This window comes from Paraburkholderia sp. J69-1 (genome assembly GCF_905220255.1).
GTDB lineage: Bacteria > Pseudomonadota > Gammaproteobacteria > Burkholderiales > Burkholderiaceae > Paraburkholderia.
Genome location: NZ_CAJMZG010000011.1, coordinates 192463 through 207831, shown reverse-complemented (window position 1 = coordinate 207831; position 15369 = coordinate 192463). Strand labels below are relative to the sequence as shown.

Annotated in this window: 13 protein-coding genes; 9 read left to right on the top strand and 4 right to left on the bottom strand. The window is 64.4% G+C overall.

What is annotated here, in order from left to right; genetic code table 11:
- Positions 1-18: 18 nt before the first annotated feature.
- The 4 genes from glp to U5A67_RS21785 form a co-directional block, all read right to left on the bottom strand.
- Positions 19-1239: a gephyrin-like molybdotransferase Glp gene (gene glp, locus U5A67_RS21800; protein ID WP_415767895.1), complete on the bottom strand. Its 1221-nt coding sequence runs from the start codon at positions 1237-1239 to the stop codon at positions 19-21.
- A gap of 250 nt (positions 1240-1489) precedes the next feature.
- A complete protein-coding gene (gene thrC / locus U5A67_RS21795) occupies positions 1490-2941 on the bottom strand; it encodes a threonine synthase (RefSeq protein ID WP_321815823.1) in 1452 nt (483 codons plus the stop codon).
- Positions 2942-2975: 34 nt separating this feature from the next.
- Positions 2976-4307, bottom strand: a complete 1332-nt coding sequence (locus U5A67_RS21790) for a homoserine dehydrogenase (protein WP_321815822.1) — start codon at positions 4305-4307, stop codon at positions 2976-2978.
- A gap of 67 nt (positions 4308-4374) precedes the next feature.
- Positions 4375-5613 carry a pyridoxal phosphate-dependent aminotransferase gene (locus tag U5A67_RS21785; protein ID WP_205983947.1) on the bottom strand — a complete coding sequence of 413 codons (1239 nt, stop codon included), beginning with the start codon at positions 5611-5613 and terminating at the stop codon, positions 4375-4377.
- Positions 5614-6217: 604 nt separating this feature from the next.
- Here U5A67_RS21785 and U5A67_RS21780 point away from each other — a divergent pair.
- The 9 genes from U5A67_RS21780 (at position 6218) to U5A67_RS21740 (ending at position 15034) form a co-directional block, all read left to right on the top strand.
- Positions 6218-6592 carry an Mth938-like domain-containing protein gene (locus tag U5A67_RS21780; protein WP_205983946.1) on the top strand — a complete coding sequence of 125 codons (375 nt, stop codon included), beginning with the start codon at positions 6218-6220 and terminating at the stop codon, positions 6590-6592.
- A 170-nt stretch (positions 6593-6762) separates the two neighbouring features.
- Positions 6763-8454: a glycosyltransferase family 39 protein gene (locus U5A67_RS21775; protein ID WP_321815821.1), complete on the top strand. Its 1692-nt coding sequence runs from the start codon at positions 6763-6765 to the stop codon at positions 8452-8454.
- A gap of 141 nt (positions 8455-8595) precedes the next feature.
- Positions 8596-8967 (top strand): SMR family transporter, encoded by a 372-nt coding sequence (locus U5A67_RS21770; RefSeq protein ID WP_321815820.1) that lies wholly within the window; start codon positions 8596-8598, stop codon positions 8965-8967.
- Positions 8968-9133: 166 nt separating this feature from the next.
- Positions 9134-10288 carry a DegT/DnrJ/EryC1/StrS family aminotransferase gene (locus tag U5A67_RS21765; protein WP_205983943.1) on the top strand — a complete coding sequence of 385 codons (1155 nt, stop codon included), beginning with the start codon at positions 9134-9136 and terminating at the stop codon, positions 10286-10288.
- A 107-nt stretch (positions 10289-10395) separates the two neighbouring features.
- On the top strand, positions 10396-11484 hold the full coding sequence (locus tag U5A67_RS21760) for a glycosyltransferase (RefSeq protein WP_321815819.1): 1089 nt from the start codon (positions 10396-10398) through the stop codon (positions 11482-11484).
- On the top strand, positions 11481-12449 hold the full coding sequence (locus U5A67_RS21755; protein ID WP_321815818.1) for a formyltransferase: 969 nt from the start codon (positions 11481-11483) through the stop codon (positions 12447-12449). The genes U5A67_RS21760 and U5A67_RS21755 overlap by 4 nt, the downstream gene beginning before the upstream one ends.
- Complete coding sequence (locus U5A67_RS21750) at positions 12446-13495, top strand: bifunctional UDP-4-keto-pentose/UDP-xylose synthase (RefSeq protein ID WP_205983941.1); 1050 nt, start codon at positions 12446-12448, stop codon at positions 13493-13495. Before U5A67_RS21755 ends, U5A67_RS21750 begins: the two co-directional genes overlap by 4 nt.
- Before the next feature lie 18 nt (positions 13496-13513).
- Positions 13514-14410: a polysaccharide deacetylase family protein gene (locus U5A67_RS21745; protein WP_321815817.1), complete on the top strand. Its 897-nt coding sequence runs from the start codon at positions 13514-13516 to the stop codon at positions 14408-14410.
- A gap of 162 nt (positions 14411-14572) precedes the next feature.
- Positions 14573-15034, top strand: a complete 462-nt coding sequence (locus U5A67_RS21740) for a peroxiredoxin (protein ID WP_205983997.1) — start codon at positions 14573-14575, stop codon at positions 15032-15034.
- Positions 15035-15369: the final 335 nt, after the last annotated feature.

Genomic DNA, 15369 nt, shown 5'->3' with positions numbered 1-15369 from the left:
GGATAAGGCCGGCTTCGCTTAGTACAGGAGTTCGGTAAAGGGGATGAACCGCACGGTCTCGCCCGCGCTGATCGCGTGATTGGGCGGATTGTCGATGATGCCGTCGCCCCAGACCGTCGAGGTCAGCACCGCCGAGCTCTGGTTCGAGAACAGATCGAGGCCGCCTGCCGGGTTCACGCGCGCGCGCAGGAACTCATTACGGCGATCGGCCTTGTGCTGGCTGAAATCGGCGCGCAGCGAGAGCGCGCGCGGGCTCACATGCGCCACGCCCGCCAGACGCAGCAGGAACGGCCGCACGAACAGCAGGAAGGTGACGAAGCTCGAAACCGGATTGCCCGGCAGGCCGATGAAAAACGCTTCGCCCGATCCAGGCGATCCTTGCGGGCGGCGGACCGCGCCAAACGCCAGCGGCTTGCCCGGCTTCATGGCGATCTGCCACATATCGATGCGGCCTTCGGCTTCCACGGCCGGCTTCACGTGATCTTCCTCGCCCACCGATACACCGCCGGAGGTCAGGATCAGATCGTGGGTCGCGGCCGCGTCGCGCAGCGTTTCGCGCGTGACGTCGAGCCGGTCGGGCACGATGCCGTAATCCGTCACTTCGCAGCCGAGGTTGCGCAGCAGCCCCGTCAGCGTGAAACGATTCGAGTTGTAGATTGCGCCAGGCTTGAGCGGCTTGCCGGGCATCGTCAGTTCGTCGCCGGTGAAGAACACCGCCACTTTGACGCGGCGCGTAACCGTGAGCGTCGCGCAACCGACCGAAGCCGCCAGCCCGAGCGCCGCCGGGCTCAAGCGCGTGCCCACCGGCAGGATCACCGAATCCTTCTTGATATCCGCGCCCTGTGCGGTGATCCACTCGCCCGCTTTGGGGTTATGGAGGATCGTCACTTCGCCGTCGGCGCTTTCGGTCTGTTCCTGCATGACCACGGCATCGGCGCCCGGCGGCACGGAGGCGCCCGTGAAAATGCGCGCCGCGGTACCCGCCGCCAGCGGCTGCGGGGCGTGTCCGGCTGGAATACGCTGCGAGACCGGCAAACGGCGGCTACCCTGCGCGAGATCGGCCACCCGCACGGCGTAACCGTCCATCGCGCTCGTGTTCATGGGCGGCACATCGAGCGACGAAACGACTTCGGCCGCCAGCACGCGGTTGAGCGCATCGAAAGTCGAGAGCGTTTCGGTCTGGGCCAGCGGTTGGGCGGCGGCGAGCAAGGTCGCGAGTGCGTCGGCGGTCGAAATCATCGGCGCGCGCGGAGCCGGTGCGGCGGAGGAAGTATTGGGCGTGGACATGTGCGGGGAGGATGTGGCCGGGCGCACGGCGGTATGAGGTGCTTGAGCGCGGGCGCCATCGGCAGTGATGATCTGCCGATATTGTAGCGGCGGGGGCGCAGCGTTGCCCCCTCTCCCCAACCCTCTCCCCAAGGGAGAGGGAGGCCGTGCTCCCCTCTCCCTTTGGGAGAGGGGCCGGGGGAGAGGGCTGATTAGCGCGTGCTTACAGACCCGTATGGCCCGCAATAAACTGCTTCACGCGCTGAGCATCAGCCGGCATGACTTCGAAGCGCTGCGGCAGCGCCTCCAGACCGTCGAACGCCGCCGGACGCTCCGGCTCGCATTCCAGCGCTTCGCGAAGCGTCTCGCCGAACTTCACCGGCTGAGCCGTTTCCAGCACGATCATCGGCACGCCAGGTTGCAGATGCTCGCGCGCCACCTTCACGCCATCGGCGGTGTGGGTGTCGATCATCGTCTTGTAGCGCGTATGCACGTCGCGGATCGTCGCGATACGGTCGTCGTGGCTGCTACGACCCGACACGAAGCCGAATTGCTGCACGCGCACAAAGTCGCCGCTCGCAGCCAGATCGAAACCGCCCTTTTCTTCCACGTCGCGGAACAACTGCGTCACGCGCGCCGGATCGCGGCCCAGCAGGTCGTACACGAAGCGCTCGAAATTCGAGGCCTTCGAGATGTCCATGCTCGGGCTGGTCGTGTGATACGTCTCCGCCGAGGCGCGCACACGGTAGATACCCGTGCGGAAGAACTCGTCGAGCACGTCGTTTTCGTTGGTGGCCACCACGAGCTTTTCGATCGGCAGACCCATCATGCGCGCGATATGACCCGCACACACATTGCCGAAGTTGCCCGACGGCACCGTGAACGACACGCGCTCGTCGTTGCTCTTCGTCGCCGCGAAATAGCCGGCGAAGTAGTACACGACCTGCGCGACGACACGCGCCCAGTTGATCGAGTTGACCGTGCCGATCTTCTGCTGCGCCTTGTAGGCGTGATCGTTCGACACCGCCTTGACGATGTCCTGGCAGTCGTCGAACACGCCTTCCACCGCCAGGTTGAAGATGTTCGGGTCCTGCAGGCTGAACATCTGCGCCGTCTGGAACGCGCTCATCTTCTTGTGCGGCGAGAGCATGAACACGCGCACGCCCTTCTTGCCGCGCATCGCGTATTCGGCGGCGCTGCCGGTGTCACCCGAAGTCGCGCCCAGAATGTTCAGTTGCTGGCCAGCCTTGGCAAGCGCGTACTCGAACAGATTGCCGAGCAGCTGCATCGCCATGTCCTTGAACGCCAGCGTCGGGCCGTTCGACAGTTCGAGCAGCGAGAGCGTCGCGCCGTTTTCTTCGCCGAGCGTGGTCAGCGGCGTGATCTTGCTCGCGTCTTCGCCGTGACGCACGTTGCAGTACGTCTGCGCCGTATAGGTGCGGCGCGTGATGTCGCGCAGGTCGTCGGCGGGAATGTCGCCGGCGAATTTCGAGAGAATCTCGAACGCGAGATCGGCGTACGACAGACCGCGCCAGCGCGCGAGTTCGTCCGCGCCGATCTGCGGATAGTCGGCCGGCAGATAGAGGCCGCCGTCGCGCGCGAGGCCGCCCAGCAGGATGTCCGAAAACGAATGATGCTCGCCGGCGCCCGCGCCGCGCGTAGATACGTAATTCATTGCCTTTGCCTTACCTTCGTCTTTCGACGCCTGATTAGTTCAGTCCTTCCATGCGCAGCTTCGTCACCGACGACTTCACCGTCGCCAGTTTTTCGATCTGCGCGATCGCCGCGTTCACGTTCTTTTCGATCGTTTCGTGCGTGATCAGGATGATGTCGGTCTCGGCCTTGCCTTGCGCATCGACGTCTTCCGATTCCTTCTGCAGCAGCGCATCGATCGAGATGCCGCTATCCGCGAGGATGCGCGTGATGTCGGCCATCACGCCGGTCTGGTCGGCCACGCGCAGGCGCAGGTAGTAACCGCTCGTGACTTCGTCGATCGGCAGGATCGGCGTGTTCGAGAGGCTGTCCGGCTGGAACGCCAGATGCGGCACGCGATGTTCCGGATCGGCCGTATGCAGACGCGTCACGTCGACGAGATCGGCCACCACCGCCGAAGCCGTCGGCTCCGCGCCCGCGCCCTTGCCGTAGTACAGCGTCGTGCCCACGGCGTCGCCATGCACCACGACCGCGTTCATCGCGCCTTCCACGTTGGCGAGCAGACGCTTCGCGGGAATCAGCGTCGGATGCGTACGCAGCTCGATGCCCTTCTCCGTGCGGCGCGCGATACCGAGCAGCTTGATGCGGTAGCCCAGTTCCTCGGCGTACTTGATGTCGATGGCGTCGAGCTTGCTGATGCCTTCCACGTAAGCCTTGTCGAACTGCACGGGCACGCCGAACGCGATCGCGCTCATGATCGTGGCCTTGTGTGCGGCGTCCACGCCTTCGATGTCGAAGGTCGGGTCCGCTTCCGCGTAGCCCAGTTCCTGCGCGCCCTTCAGTGCGGTCGCGAAGTCGAGGCCGCGCTCACGCATTTCCGACAGGATGTAGTTGGTCGTGCCGTTGATGATGCCGGCGATGTACTGGATGCGGTTGGCCGTGAGACCTTCGCGCAGCGCCTTGATGATGGGAATGCCGCCCGCCACCGCCGCTTCGAACGCGACCATCACGCCCTTGGCGCGCGCAGCCTGGAAAATTTCCGTGCCGTGCACCGCCAGCAGCGCCTTGTTGGCCGTGACGACGTGCTTGCCGTTGCCGATCGCACGCAGCACGAGATCCCTGGCGAGCGTGGTGCCGCCAATCATTTCGGCGATGATCGCAATCGACGGATCGTCGACCACGGCGTTGAAATCGGTCGTCAGATCGACGCTGCCGGCTTGCGTGCCGAGCGCCGCGGTGGCCTTGGCCGGATTGCGCACGGCAATGCGCGCGATCTCGATGCCGCGGCCCGCGCGACGTTTGATTTCTTCCTGGTTGCGGCGCAGTACCGTGAAGGTGCCGCTGCCCACCGTGCCGAAGCCCAAGAGACCTACTTTGATCGGTTCCATGCAGCGTGTGTTCGTCTAAGAGTGTGAATAGAAAAATGCGGAAATGCGGGTCGCGCCGTGCGCGTAATCAGGTGCCGTGACGCTGGCGATAACCGTCGAGGAAGCGCGCGATCCGGTTGATCGAATCGGTCAGGTCGTCGACGTTCGGCAGGAACACCACGCGGAAGTGATCCGGCTGCTTCCAGTTGAAGCCCGTGCCCTGCACCAGCAGGACGCGCTCCTGCAGCAGCAGATCGAGGATGAACTGCTGGTCGTCCTGGATCGGATAGAGCTTGGGGTCGAGGCGCGGGAACATGTAGAGCGCCGCCTCGGGCTTCACGCAGGTCACGCCCGGAATCGACGTGAGCATGTTGTAGGCCAGATCGCGTTGACGATACAGGCGACCGCCCGGCTGGATCAGCTCGTTGATGCTCTGGTAGCCGCCCAGCGCGGTCTGGATGGCGTACTGGCCCGGCACGTTCGCGCACAGGCGCATCGACGCCAGAATGCCCAGACCTTCGGTGTAATCCTTGGCGCGGCGACGGTTTTCGCCCGTCATGCCCGAGAGGAACATCCAGCCCGCGCGGTAACCGCACGCGCGATAGCTCTTCGACAGGCTGTTGAACGTGACCGTGAGGACGTCTTCCGAGAGCGAGCCGAGCGCCGTGTGCGTCTTGCCGTCGTAGACGATCTTGTCGTAGACCTCGTCGGCGAACAGGATCAGGCCGTGTTCGCGCGCGATCTCGATCAGGCCGCGCAGCAGTTCGTCCGAGTACAGCGCGCCGGTCGGGTTGTTCGGGTTGATGACCACGAGCGCACGCGTATTCGGCGTGATTTTGGCGCGGATATCATCGAGGTCCGGCATCCACGCGTTCGATTCGTCGCAGATGTAGTGAATGGGCGTGCCGCCGGAGAGGCTCACCGCCGCGGTCCAGAGCGGATAGTCGGGCGCGGGCAGCAGCACTTCGTCGCCGTCGTTCAGGAGCGCCTGCATGGCCATCACGATCAGTTCGGACGCGCCGTTACCGATGTAGATGTCGTCGAGTTCGACGCCTTTAACGCCCTTTTGCTGCGCGTAATGCATGATCGCCTTGCGCGCGGCGAACACGCCCTTCGAGTCCGAATAGCCCGAGGAGCCCGGCAGGTTCAGGATCATGTCCTGGATGACTTCGTCGGGTGCGTCGAAACCGAACGGCGCGAGATTGCCGATGTTCAGCTTGATGATGCGGTGGCCTTCTTCTTCGAGGCGCTTCGCATGCTCGAGCACCGGCCCGCGGATGTCGTAGCAGACGTTCTGCAACTTGTTGGATTTGAGGATCGGTTTCACGGCGGGCGGTCGGTTGAAAAGCCTGGTACGGGCAAACGGGGTTGATCGGATCGGCGAACGCGCAACAAGTCGCGAGCGGCGCAGCGCCATCGCTGCGGCCGGATGTGATGCACGCGAGACACGCAGGGGCACGCGGACGGCAGCGCAGGCGACAGGATAAGGCATGCCCGCACGCGGATGAGACCAGCCTGCAGCTTGTGGCTGCATTCGCCCTGAAAACGGATGATTCGGGCAGCTGGCGTGAGGCGGGCGCTGCCAGGGCTGCCGCCCGTGCTTGCCCCGTATTGGGACTCACGCAAGCGCGGCGCGGGTCGAGGCACGGTACACGGCGTCGGCGCGGCCGCCAAAAAGCTATAATTTAGCGGATTTTGGCCGGGTTCCGCAATGCGCAAGAAGCCGCGCCGGCCCGCCAGCCGCGGGCGTCGCGGAAATGGGGCGTAATAAAGTGTCGCGGCCGGCGGCCTGCCGGACACGCGAGACCCACCCCAGACCCGCCCGAGGTCCGAAAACCGATCTCGTTAATTCCCGCCGATCCGGCGCGAGACTGCGGCACGAGAGCGTCCCGCGATCCCGCCACCGGCCGGCGATCTTCCGGAATGCCGTTTTGAAATTACACCAGGACTCCAGCGCCGCGCTCAACACCGTCACCGGTTACGGCGCCGATTACGTCGAAATCAATCTCGAACGCCACAACGGCAGCATCCTGATGCTGCCCGAGGAGCCGGTCATCGCGTGGCCCGTGAGCGCGTTCGACGCCCTCACGCCCGAATTGTTCGAGATGCTGCTGCCGCTCAAGCCGGAAGTGGTCGTGTTCGGCAGCGGCGAGCGCCTGCGTTTTCCGCATCCGCGCCTGACTGCGGCGCTGACGGCGAAGCGCATCGGCGTGGAAGCGATGGATTTCAAGGCCGCCTGCCGCACCTACAACATCCTGATGGCCGAGGGCCGCCGCGTCGCCGCTGCACTGCTGATCGAGACCTGATTCGCCACGCGGGGCGCGCCGCGAAACACGCAGCAGAAACGGCGAGCAGGCGCTTCGGAACCGGTCCCTTAAGCTCGCCTTCAGGTTCGATTTACGCGCCGTAGTACACTTGCGCGCCGCGCGGGCGCCGCCCGCACGCCCGCAACGTTGACAAGAACAGGCTGCAATCCATGACCGATACGCCCTCGAGGCTGCCGCTCAACCGTGGCGCGATCCTGCTGCTGATCGTGGCACTCGCCGTGATCTGGTTTCTGCCGCTCGGCTGGCGCCATCTGCTGCCGAGCGACGAAGGCCGCTATGCCGAAATGGCCCGTGAAATGCTCGCTTCCGGCGACTGGATCACGCCGCGCTATAACGGCTACAAGTATTTCGAGAAACCGCCGCTGCAAACCTGGATGAACGCGCTCACGTTCGCGTGGTTCGGCATCGGCGAGTGGCAGGCGCGCCTCTATACGGCCCTGACGGGCTTCGCCGGCGTGCTGCTGATCGGCTTCACGGGTGCGCGCGTGTTCAACGCCGCCACGGGTTTCTTCGCCGCGCTGGTGCTCGCCTGCGCGCCGTACTGGAACCTGATGGGCCACTTCAACACGCTCGACATGGGCCTGTCGTTCTGGATGGAGCTCACGCTCTGCGCGCTGCTGCTGGCCCAGCGTCCGAACCTGTCCACCCGCGACGCGCGTCTGTGGATGTGGGTCTGCTGGGGCTCGATGGCGCTGGCCGTGCTCTCGAAGGGTCTGGTCGGCCTGATCCTGCCGGGCGCCGTGCTGGTGCTCTATACGCTGGTCGCGCGCGACTGGGCGCTGTGGAAACGTCTGTACCTCGTGAGCGGTCTGATCGTGTTCTTCGCGATCGTGACGCCGTGGTTCATCCTCGTGCAGCAACGCAACCCCGAATTCTTCAACTTCTTCTTCATCGTCCAGCAGTTCCAGCGCTATCTCACACCCGCGCAGAACCGCCCCGGCCCGTTCTACTATTTCGTGCCGGTGATGCTGGTGGGCTTCCTGCCGTGGCTGTCGGTGAGCGTGCAGAGCGTGCGCCATGCGCTGCGCACGCCGCGCCAGCCCAACGGCTTCGCGCCCGTGACGCTGATGCTGGTGTGGACCGCCTTCATCTTCCTGTTCTTCAGCGCCTCGCATTCGAAGCTGATTTCGTACGTGCTGCCGATCGCCCCGCCGCTCGCGCTCGTGATCGGCCTGTATCTGCCGCTGATGACGCGCAAGCAGTGGATGCGTCACCTGATCGGCTACGCCCTGCTGGCCGCCGCGCTGATGGCCGGTTCGTTCGTGCTCACGCGTCTGGGCGATGCGCGCAATCCGAACGCGCTGTATCGCGAATTCCAGGTCTGGGTGTTCGCCGCCGCCGCCGTCGCCTTCGTGGCGACCATGGTCGGCCTGCGTTTTGCGCGCGGCAAATCGACACCCGAAACCGGCGCGCAATCGCCCGCCATCGCACTGGGCACCGCCTGGCTGCTGCTCGCGACCATCGCCGGCACCGGCCATGACGTGTTCGGCACGCTGAGTTCCGGCGCGCCGCTCGCGCCGGCCGTGCGTTCGGCCATCGCGAAAATGCCGCCCGATACGCCGTTCTATTCGGTCGGCGTGCTCGATCACACGCTGCCGTTCTACGTGCGTCATTCGATGACGATGGTGCAGGTCACCGACGAACTGGCCTTCGGCATCAGCGAAGAGCCGCAAAAATGGGTGCCGACCGTCGCGCAATGGGAACAGCGCTGGAAGTCCGAGCGTTACGCGCTCGCGCTGCTGCCCGTGCAGCGTTACGAAGAGCTCGCGGCACAAGGCCTGCCGATGCAGGTGATCGCCCGCGACATGCGCCGCGTGGTGGTCGAAAAACCGCAGCCCTGAGCCTGACCGGCGAACGCCCCGCAACGCGCCGGTCGCGCCCCGCACTTGAGCGATAATGCGGGGCGCGGGGGCGGAGATCCGCCCCCGAATATGACCGAAACCGGCAGAAGCTGGCCAGGCCAGCATTAACGATCCAACACGATGAATCCGATTTCCCTGATCTGTATCCTCGCCGGCGTCGGCCTGAACGCCTGCGCGCAACTGTTGCTGAAAGCCGGTGTCAATGCTGTTGGACACTTCGAATTCACCCGTGCGAACATCCTGCCCATCGGCTGGAAGCTCGCCACACAACTGCCGATCATCGGCGGCCTGACCTGCTACGTGTTCAGCGTGGTCGTGTGGATCGTGGGCCTGTCGCGCGTGGACGTCTCGATCGCCTACCCGATGCTCTCGCTCGGCTACGTGGTCAACGCGTTCGCAGCGTGGTATCTGTTCGGCGAAGTGCTGAGCATCCAGCGCCTTGTCGGCATCGGCATCATCCTGATCGGCGTGGTCGTGCTCGCGCGCAGCTAAGGCGCACGGCCCGCATCGCAGCACACTGCATCGGCGATACAACAAGCACCCGGCCAGCAGGCGCGCCATCGTCGCGCCGCACGCGAAACACCCCGGGGCTCACCCGGCTTTCGCAAGGCTTACGCTGTTTTCGACTATTCCTGACGTTCCGACCAAGAAAGCACTCATGACCCAGACACCCGCCTCGTTCCTGCCGTTCGTGAAGCCCGAAATCGACGAAGAAACCATTGCGGGCGTCGTCGACGTGCTGCGCTCGGGCTGGATCACTACCGGCCCGCAGAACCAGGCCTTCGAAGCCGCGCTGTCCGAATACTGCGGCGGCCGCCCGGTGCGTACCTTCAATTCGGGCACGGCGACGCTCGAAATCGGCCTGCGCATCGCGGGCGTCGGTCCCGGCGACGAAGTCATCACCACGCCCGCCTCGTGGGTGTCCACCAGCAACGTGATCTATGAAGTCGGCGCGACGCCGGTATTCGCCGATATCGACCCGATCACGCGCAACATCGACCTCGACCGCCTGGAAGCCGCCATCACGCCCCGCACGAAGGCGATCATCCCGGTGTTCCTGACCGGCCTGCCGGTGGACATGGACCGCCTCTATGCGATCGCCCGCCAGCACAAGCTGCGCGTGATCGAGGACGCCGCGCAGGCGTTCGGTTCGAGCTGGAACGGCAAGCGCATCGGCGCGATCGGCGACATCGTCTCGTTCAGCTTCCACGCCAACAAGAACCTGACGTCGATCGAAGGCGGCGCGCTCGTCCTCAATAACGAGGACGAAGCCGAACTGGCCCGCAAATACCGTCTGCAAGGCATCACGCGCATCGGTCTGGACGGCATGGACTGCGACGTGCTCGGCGGCAAGTACAATCTGACCGACGTGGCCGCGCGCGTGGGCCTCGGCCAGCTCAAGCACATCGAGCGTTTCACGGAGCAGCGCCGCAAGCTCGCGCATGCGTATTTCACGGGCTTCGAAGGCAGCGCCGCCGCGAAGCTGGGCGTGGGCCTGCCGGTGGCGGACCTCGTCAACAGCAACTGGCACATGTTCCAGATCACGCTGCCGCTGGAAAACCTGACGATCACCCGCGCGGAGTTCATGGAACAGATGAAGGAGCGCGGCATCGGCACGGGCGTGCATTACCCGGCGATCCACCTCTTCACGCTCTATCGCGAGCGCGGTTTCAAGGCGGGCATGTTCCCGCACGCAGAGCGTTTCGGCGAGACCACGGTCACGCTGCCGCTCTTCACGCTGATGAGCGTCGCCGACGTGGCACGCGTGTGCCGCGCCGTCGACGAGATCTGCACGCAGTACGCGAAGCAGTAAGTGAAACAAGTACACGCAAGGCAGGGGCGCTGTTCGACGAATCGGGCGCGCCCGGCCGGCCGTACACTCTCGCGCAACACGTATTACCCAACGGAAAAGACGCACACATGAGTCAAACGGAACAACGCACCTTGACCCCGGAAACGCCGGAAGTCTCGGTCATCATTCCGGTCTACAACGAGGAAGCCGGCCTGAAGGCGCTGTTCGAGCGTCTGTACCCGGCGCTCGACAAGCTCGGCACCTCGTACGAAGTCATCTTCATCAATGACGGCAGCCGCGACCGCTCGGCCGCGATGCTCGCCGAGCAGTTCCGCGCGCGCCCGGACACCACGCGCGCGATCCTGCTCAACGGCAACTACGGCCAGCACATGGCGATTCTCGCGGGCTTCGAACAGTCGCGCGGCGAGATCGTCATCACGCTCGACGCCGATCTGCAGAATCCGCCCGAGGAAATCGGCAAGCTGGTCGAGAAGATGCGCGAAGGCTACGACTACGTGGGCACGATCCGCATGCAGCGTCAGGACAGTCTGTGGCGCCGCAAGGCTTCGCAGGCCATGAACCGCCTGCGCGAGCGCATCACGCGCATCAAGATGACGGACCAGGGCTGCATGCTGCGCGCCTACAACCGTCATATCGTCGATACGATCAATCGTTGCGGCGAAATCAACACCTTCATTCCGGCGCTCGCGTACACCTTTGCGCAGAACCCGGTCGAAGTCGATGTCGCGCACGAAGAACGCTTCGCGGGCGAATCGAAGTATTCGCTCTACAGCCTGATCCGCCTGAATTTCGACCTCGTGACCGGTTTTTCGGTCGTGCCGCTGCAGTGGCTGTCGTTTATCGGCGTGATTCTGTCGCTGGGTTCGGCGGGCCTGTTCCTGCTGCTGCTGATCCGCCGCTTCGTGCTGGGCGCCGAAGTTCAGGGTGTGTTCACGCTGTTCGCCATTACGTTCTTCATGCTTGGCGTGATCATCTTCGCGCTGGGTCTGCTGGGCGAGTACATCGGCCGTATCTATCAGCAGGTGCGCGCGCGTCCGCGTTATCTGGTGCAGACCATTCTGGAAGAGCGCAACGGCCGCACCGTGGTCGATGTGCCGCGTCAGGACGTCGTGCAGGGCGTGCAGGCTTCGCTCACTATCGGCAATGCTGCGGGCGCCGCCGGTAACACGAACACCCAAACGGGAACCGAATCATGAAACCGCGCGCAGTCGTCTTCGCGTATCACAACGTCGGCGTGCGCTGCCTGCAGGTGCTGCTCGCGCGCGGCGTGGACGTGGCGCTCGTCGTCACGCACGAGGACAGCCCGAGCGAGAACATCTGGTTCGGCAGCGTGAAGTCGGTCGCCGAGGAACACGGCATCGACGTCATCACGCCCGCCGACCCGAAGAGCGCCGAGCTGCGCGCGGCAGTCAGCGCCGCGCAGCCCGACTTCATCTTCTCGTTCTACTACCGCCACATGCTGCCGGTGGATCTGCTCGCGCTGGCCGCGCGCGGCGCCTACAACATGCATGGCTCGCTGCTGCCGAAGTATCGCGGCCGCGTGCCCACCAACTGGGCCGTCATCAAGGGCGAAACCGAAACCGGCGCGACGCTGCACGAAATGGCCGCGAAGCCCGACGCCGGCGCGATCATCGCGCAGACTCCGGTGCCGATCCTGCCCGACGACACCGCCGCCATGGTGTTCGACAAGGTGACGGTCGCCGCCGAGCAGACGCTCTGGCGCGTGCTGCCCGCGCTGATCGCGGGCGAAGCGCCGCATCTGCCGAACGATCTCACACACGGCAGTTACTACGGCGGGCGCAAGCCGGAAGACGGACGCCTCGACTTTTCGCACAGCGCGCAGGACGTCTATAACCTGATCCGCGCGGTGGCGCCGCCCTATCCGGGCGCGTTCACCGACATCGGCGCGCATCGCTTCGTGATCGCCCGTGCGCGCCTCGTGCACCCAGGCACCCAGGAAGCCGAAAAGGTGCGCGCCCTCGCCGGATTGCCCGCGGGCATCCACGTAAGCGATAATGCGTTTTTCGCCCTCTGCGGCGACGGCCGCGCCATCGCGATTTACGAACTGCGGCATGCGCCGAACCTGGCTCACGGCGGTCAAGAAACCGTCGTCACGCCTGCCGCGTTCTCCGACCTCATTTCATCTGTCCCCCGTCCATGAAAAAAGTTCTGATCCTGGGTGTCAATGGCTTTATCGGCCATCACCTCTCCAAGCGCATCCTCGAGACCACGAACTGGGAAGTGTTCGGCATGGACATGCAGACGGACCGCCTCGGCGATCTGGTCAAGCATGAGCGCATGCACTTCTTCGAAGGCGACATCACGATCAACAAGGAATGGGTCGAATACCACGTCAAGAAGTGCGACGTGATCCTTCCGCTGGTCGCCATCGCCACGCCCGCTACGTACGTGCAGCAGCCGCTGCGCGTGTTCGAACTCGACTTCGAGGCGAACCTGCCGATCGTGCGTTCGGCCGTCAAGTACGGCAAGCACCTCGTCTTCCCGTCGACGTCGGAAGTCTATGGCATGTGCTCGGACGAGCAGTTCGACCCGGATGCATCGGCCCTCACCTACGGCCCGATCAACAAGCCGCGCTGGATCTACGCCTGCTCGAAGCAGCTGATGGACCGCGTGATCTGGGGTTACGGCATGGAAGGCCTGAACTTCACGCTGTTCCGTCCGTTCAACTGGATCGGCCCGGGCCTCGACTCGATCTACACGCCGAAGGAAGGCAGCTCGCGCGTCGTGACGCAGTTCCTCGGCCATATCGTGCGCGGCGAGAACATCAGCCTCGTGGACGGCGGCGCGCAAAAGCGTGCGTTCACCGACATCGACGACGGCATCGAAGCGCTGATGAAGATCATCGACAACAAGGACGGCGTCGCCTCCGGCAAGATCTTCAACATCGGCAATCCGACCAACAACTTCTCGGTGCGCGAACTCGCGCACAAGATGCTGGCGCTGGCCGCCGAATTCCCGGAATACGCGGAAACGGCCAAGCAGGTCCAGCTGGTGGAAACGTCGTCGGGCGCGTACTACGGCGCGGGCTACCAGGACGTGCAGAACCGCGTGCCGAAGATCGACAACACGATGCAGGAACTCGGCTGGGCGCCGAAGTCGACCTTCGACGAAGCGCTGCGCAAGATCTTCGAAGCGTATCGCGGCCATGTCGCCGAGGCACGTGCCCTCGTCGAACAACAAGCGTAACGCGAAGGACTTCGCCACTTGGCTCGCATCGTCCTGAAAATCGACGTCGACACGCTGCGCGGCACGCGTGAAGGCGTGCCGAATCTCGCGCGCATCTTCGATCGCTACAAGGCGCGCGCGACGTTCCTGTTCAGCCTCGGCCCGGACCATACGGGCTGGGCGCTGCGCCGCGTGTTCCGTCCGGGCTTTCTGAAGAAGGTCTCGCGTACGTCCGTGGTCGAGCATTACGGCGTGAAGCAGCTGATGTACGGCGTGCTGCTGCCGGGACCGGATATCGGCGTGGAAGCAGCGGCGGAAATGCGCGCGATCCACGAAGCCGGTTTCGAATGCGGCATTCACACGTGGGATCACGTCTACTGGCAGGACAACGTGCGCACGCGCGACGCGCAGTGGACCGCGCGTCAGATGCGGAAGAGCCATGACCGCTTCGCGCGCATCTTCGGCACGCCGCCCGTCACGCACGGCGCGGCCGGCTGGCAGATGAACGAAGCGGCGTTCGAGCAGATCGACAACTGGGGCATGCAGTACGCCTCGGACGGGCGCGGGCATTCGCCTTATCGCCCGGTCGTCAACGGCCGCACGCTCAAGCACGTGCAGATGCCCACCACGCTGCCGACGCTCGACGAAGTGCTGGGCGTCGATGGCGTGGACATCGACACGGTGGCAGCGTGGATGCTCAAGCGCACCGAAAACAATCCGCACGATCAGGTGTTCACGCTGCACGCCGAGCTCGAAGGCCAGAAGCTCGCGCCGGTGTTCGAACAACTGCTCGCCGGCTGGCGCGCGCAAGGCCACACGTTTGCCACGATGGGCGACTACCATGCGACGCTGGACCCGGATTCGCTGCCATCGTACCCTGTCACCTGGGGCGAGATCGCCGGCCGCTCCGGCGAGCTGATCATCCAGCCCGACTGAAACTCGCACCCAGCCCGATCGAAAGCCGCCGCCCGCTATGCCGGGCGGCTTGTCGTTCCGGCGATGCCCGCGAGGACGCCCTCCCCAGCGCAGCAAGCTGCCGACCGCGCCCCCGCCCGCCACCAAGCCAGCCAATAACAAAGGGAGTGCCACGTGCCTGACGTGACCATCGCAGTCGACCAACCCGTTCCCGACTTCACCGCGCCTGCCACCGGCGGCGACTTCACGCTTTCGAGCCTGAAGGGCAAGAAAGTGGTGCTGTACTTCTATCCGAAGGACAACACGCCTGGCTGCACGCGCGAAGGCATGGAGTTCCGCGACCTCTTTCCGAAGTTCAAGAAGGCCGGCGCCACCATCGTAGGCGTCTCGCGCGACAGCGTGCGTTCGCACGAAAACTTCAAGACCAAGCTCGAACTGCCGTTTACTCTGGTATCGGATGGCGATGAAGCGCTCTGCTCGCTCTTCAACGTCATCAAAATGAAGAAAATGTATGGCAAAGAAGTACGTGGAATCGAACGCTCCACGTTCCTCATCGATGCCGATGGCGTGCTGCGCCAAGAGTGGCGCGGACTGAAAGTCCCGGGCCATGTCGACGAGGTTCTGGAGGCTGTACAAGCGCTTTGAGGCGCGTTATATTGGGCTGCAATGAGTGCCTGTCCACCCTATATTTTGTCGCGTTTTCCTACGTTTGCGCGGTCCCGCGAACGGTCACTGGATGACCGCCTCCGCGCATTCGGGCAACGCGCCATCAGAGCAGTGAAGCCGCTTGCCTCGTCAGTCGGGGCGGCGGCTTTTTTGTTGGTTTTTTCGGATTTCGTACCCACCACGCTGTGCCGGCCTGGCAATCCGGCTCGCGTCCACGTCAAGGAGCCGATCGAAAACCAGGCGAACCGGCATTTTCAGACCTGAGCGCGCACCCTGCGCGGTCACGGCGGACGGCCTACCCGGCTGACCGCACG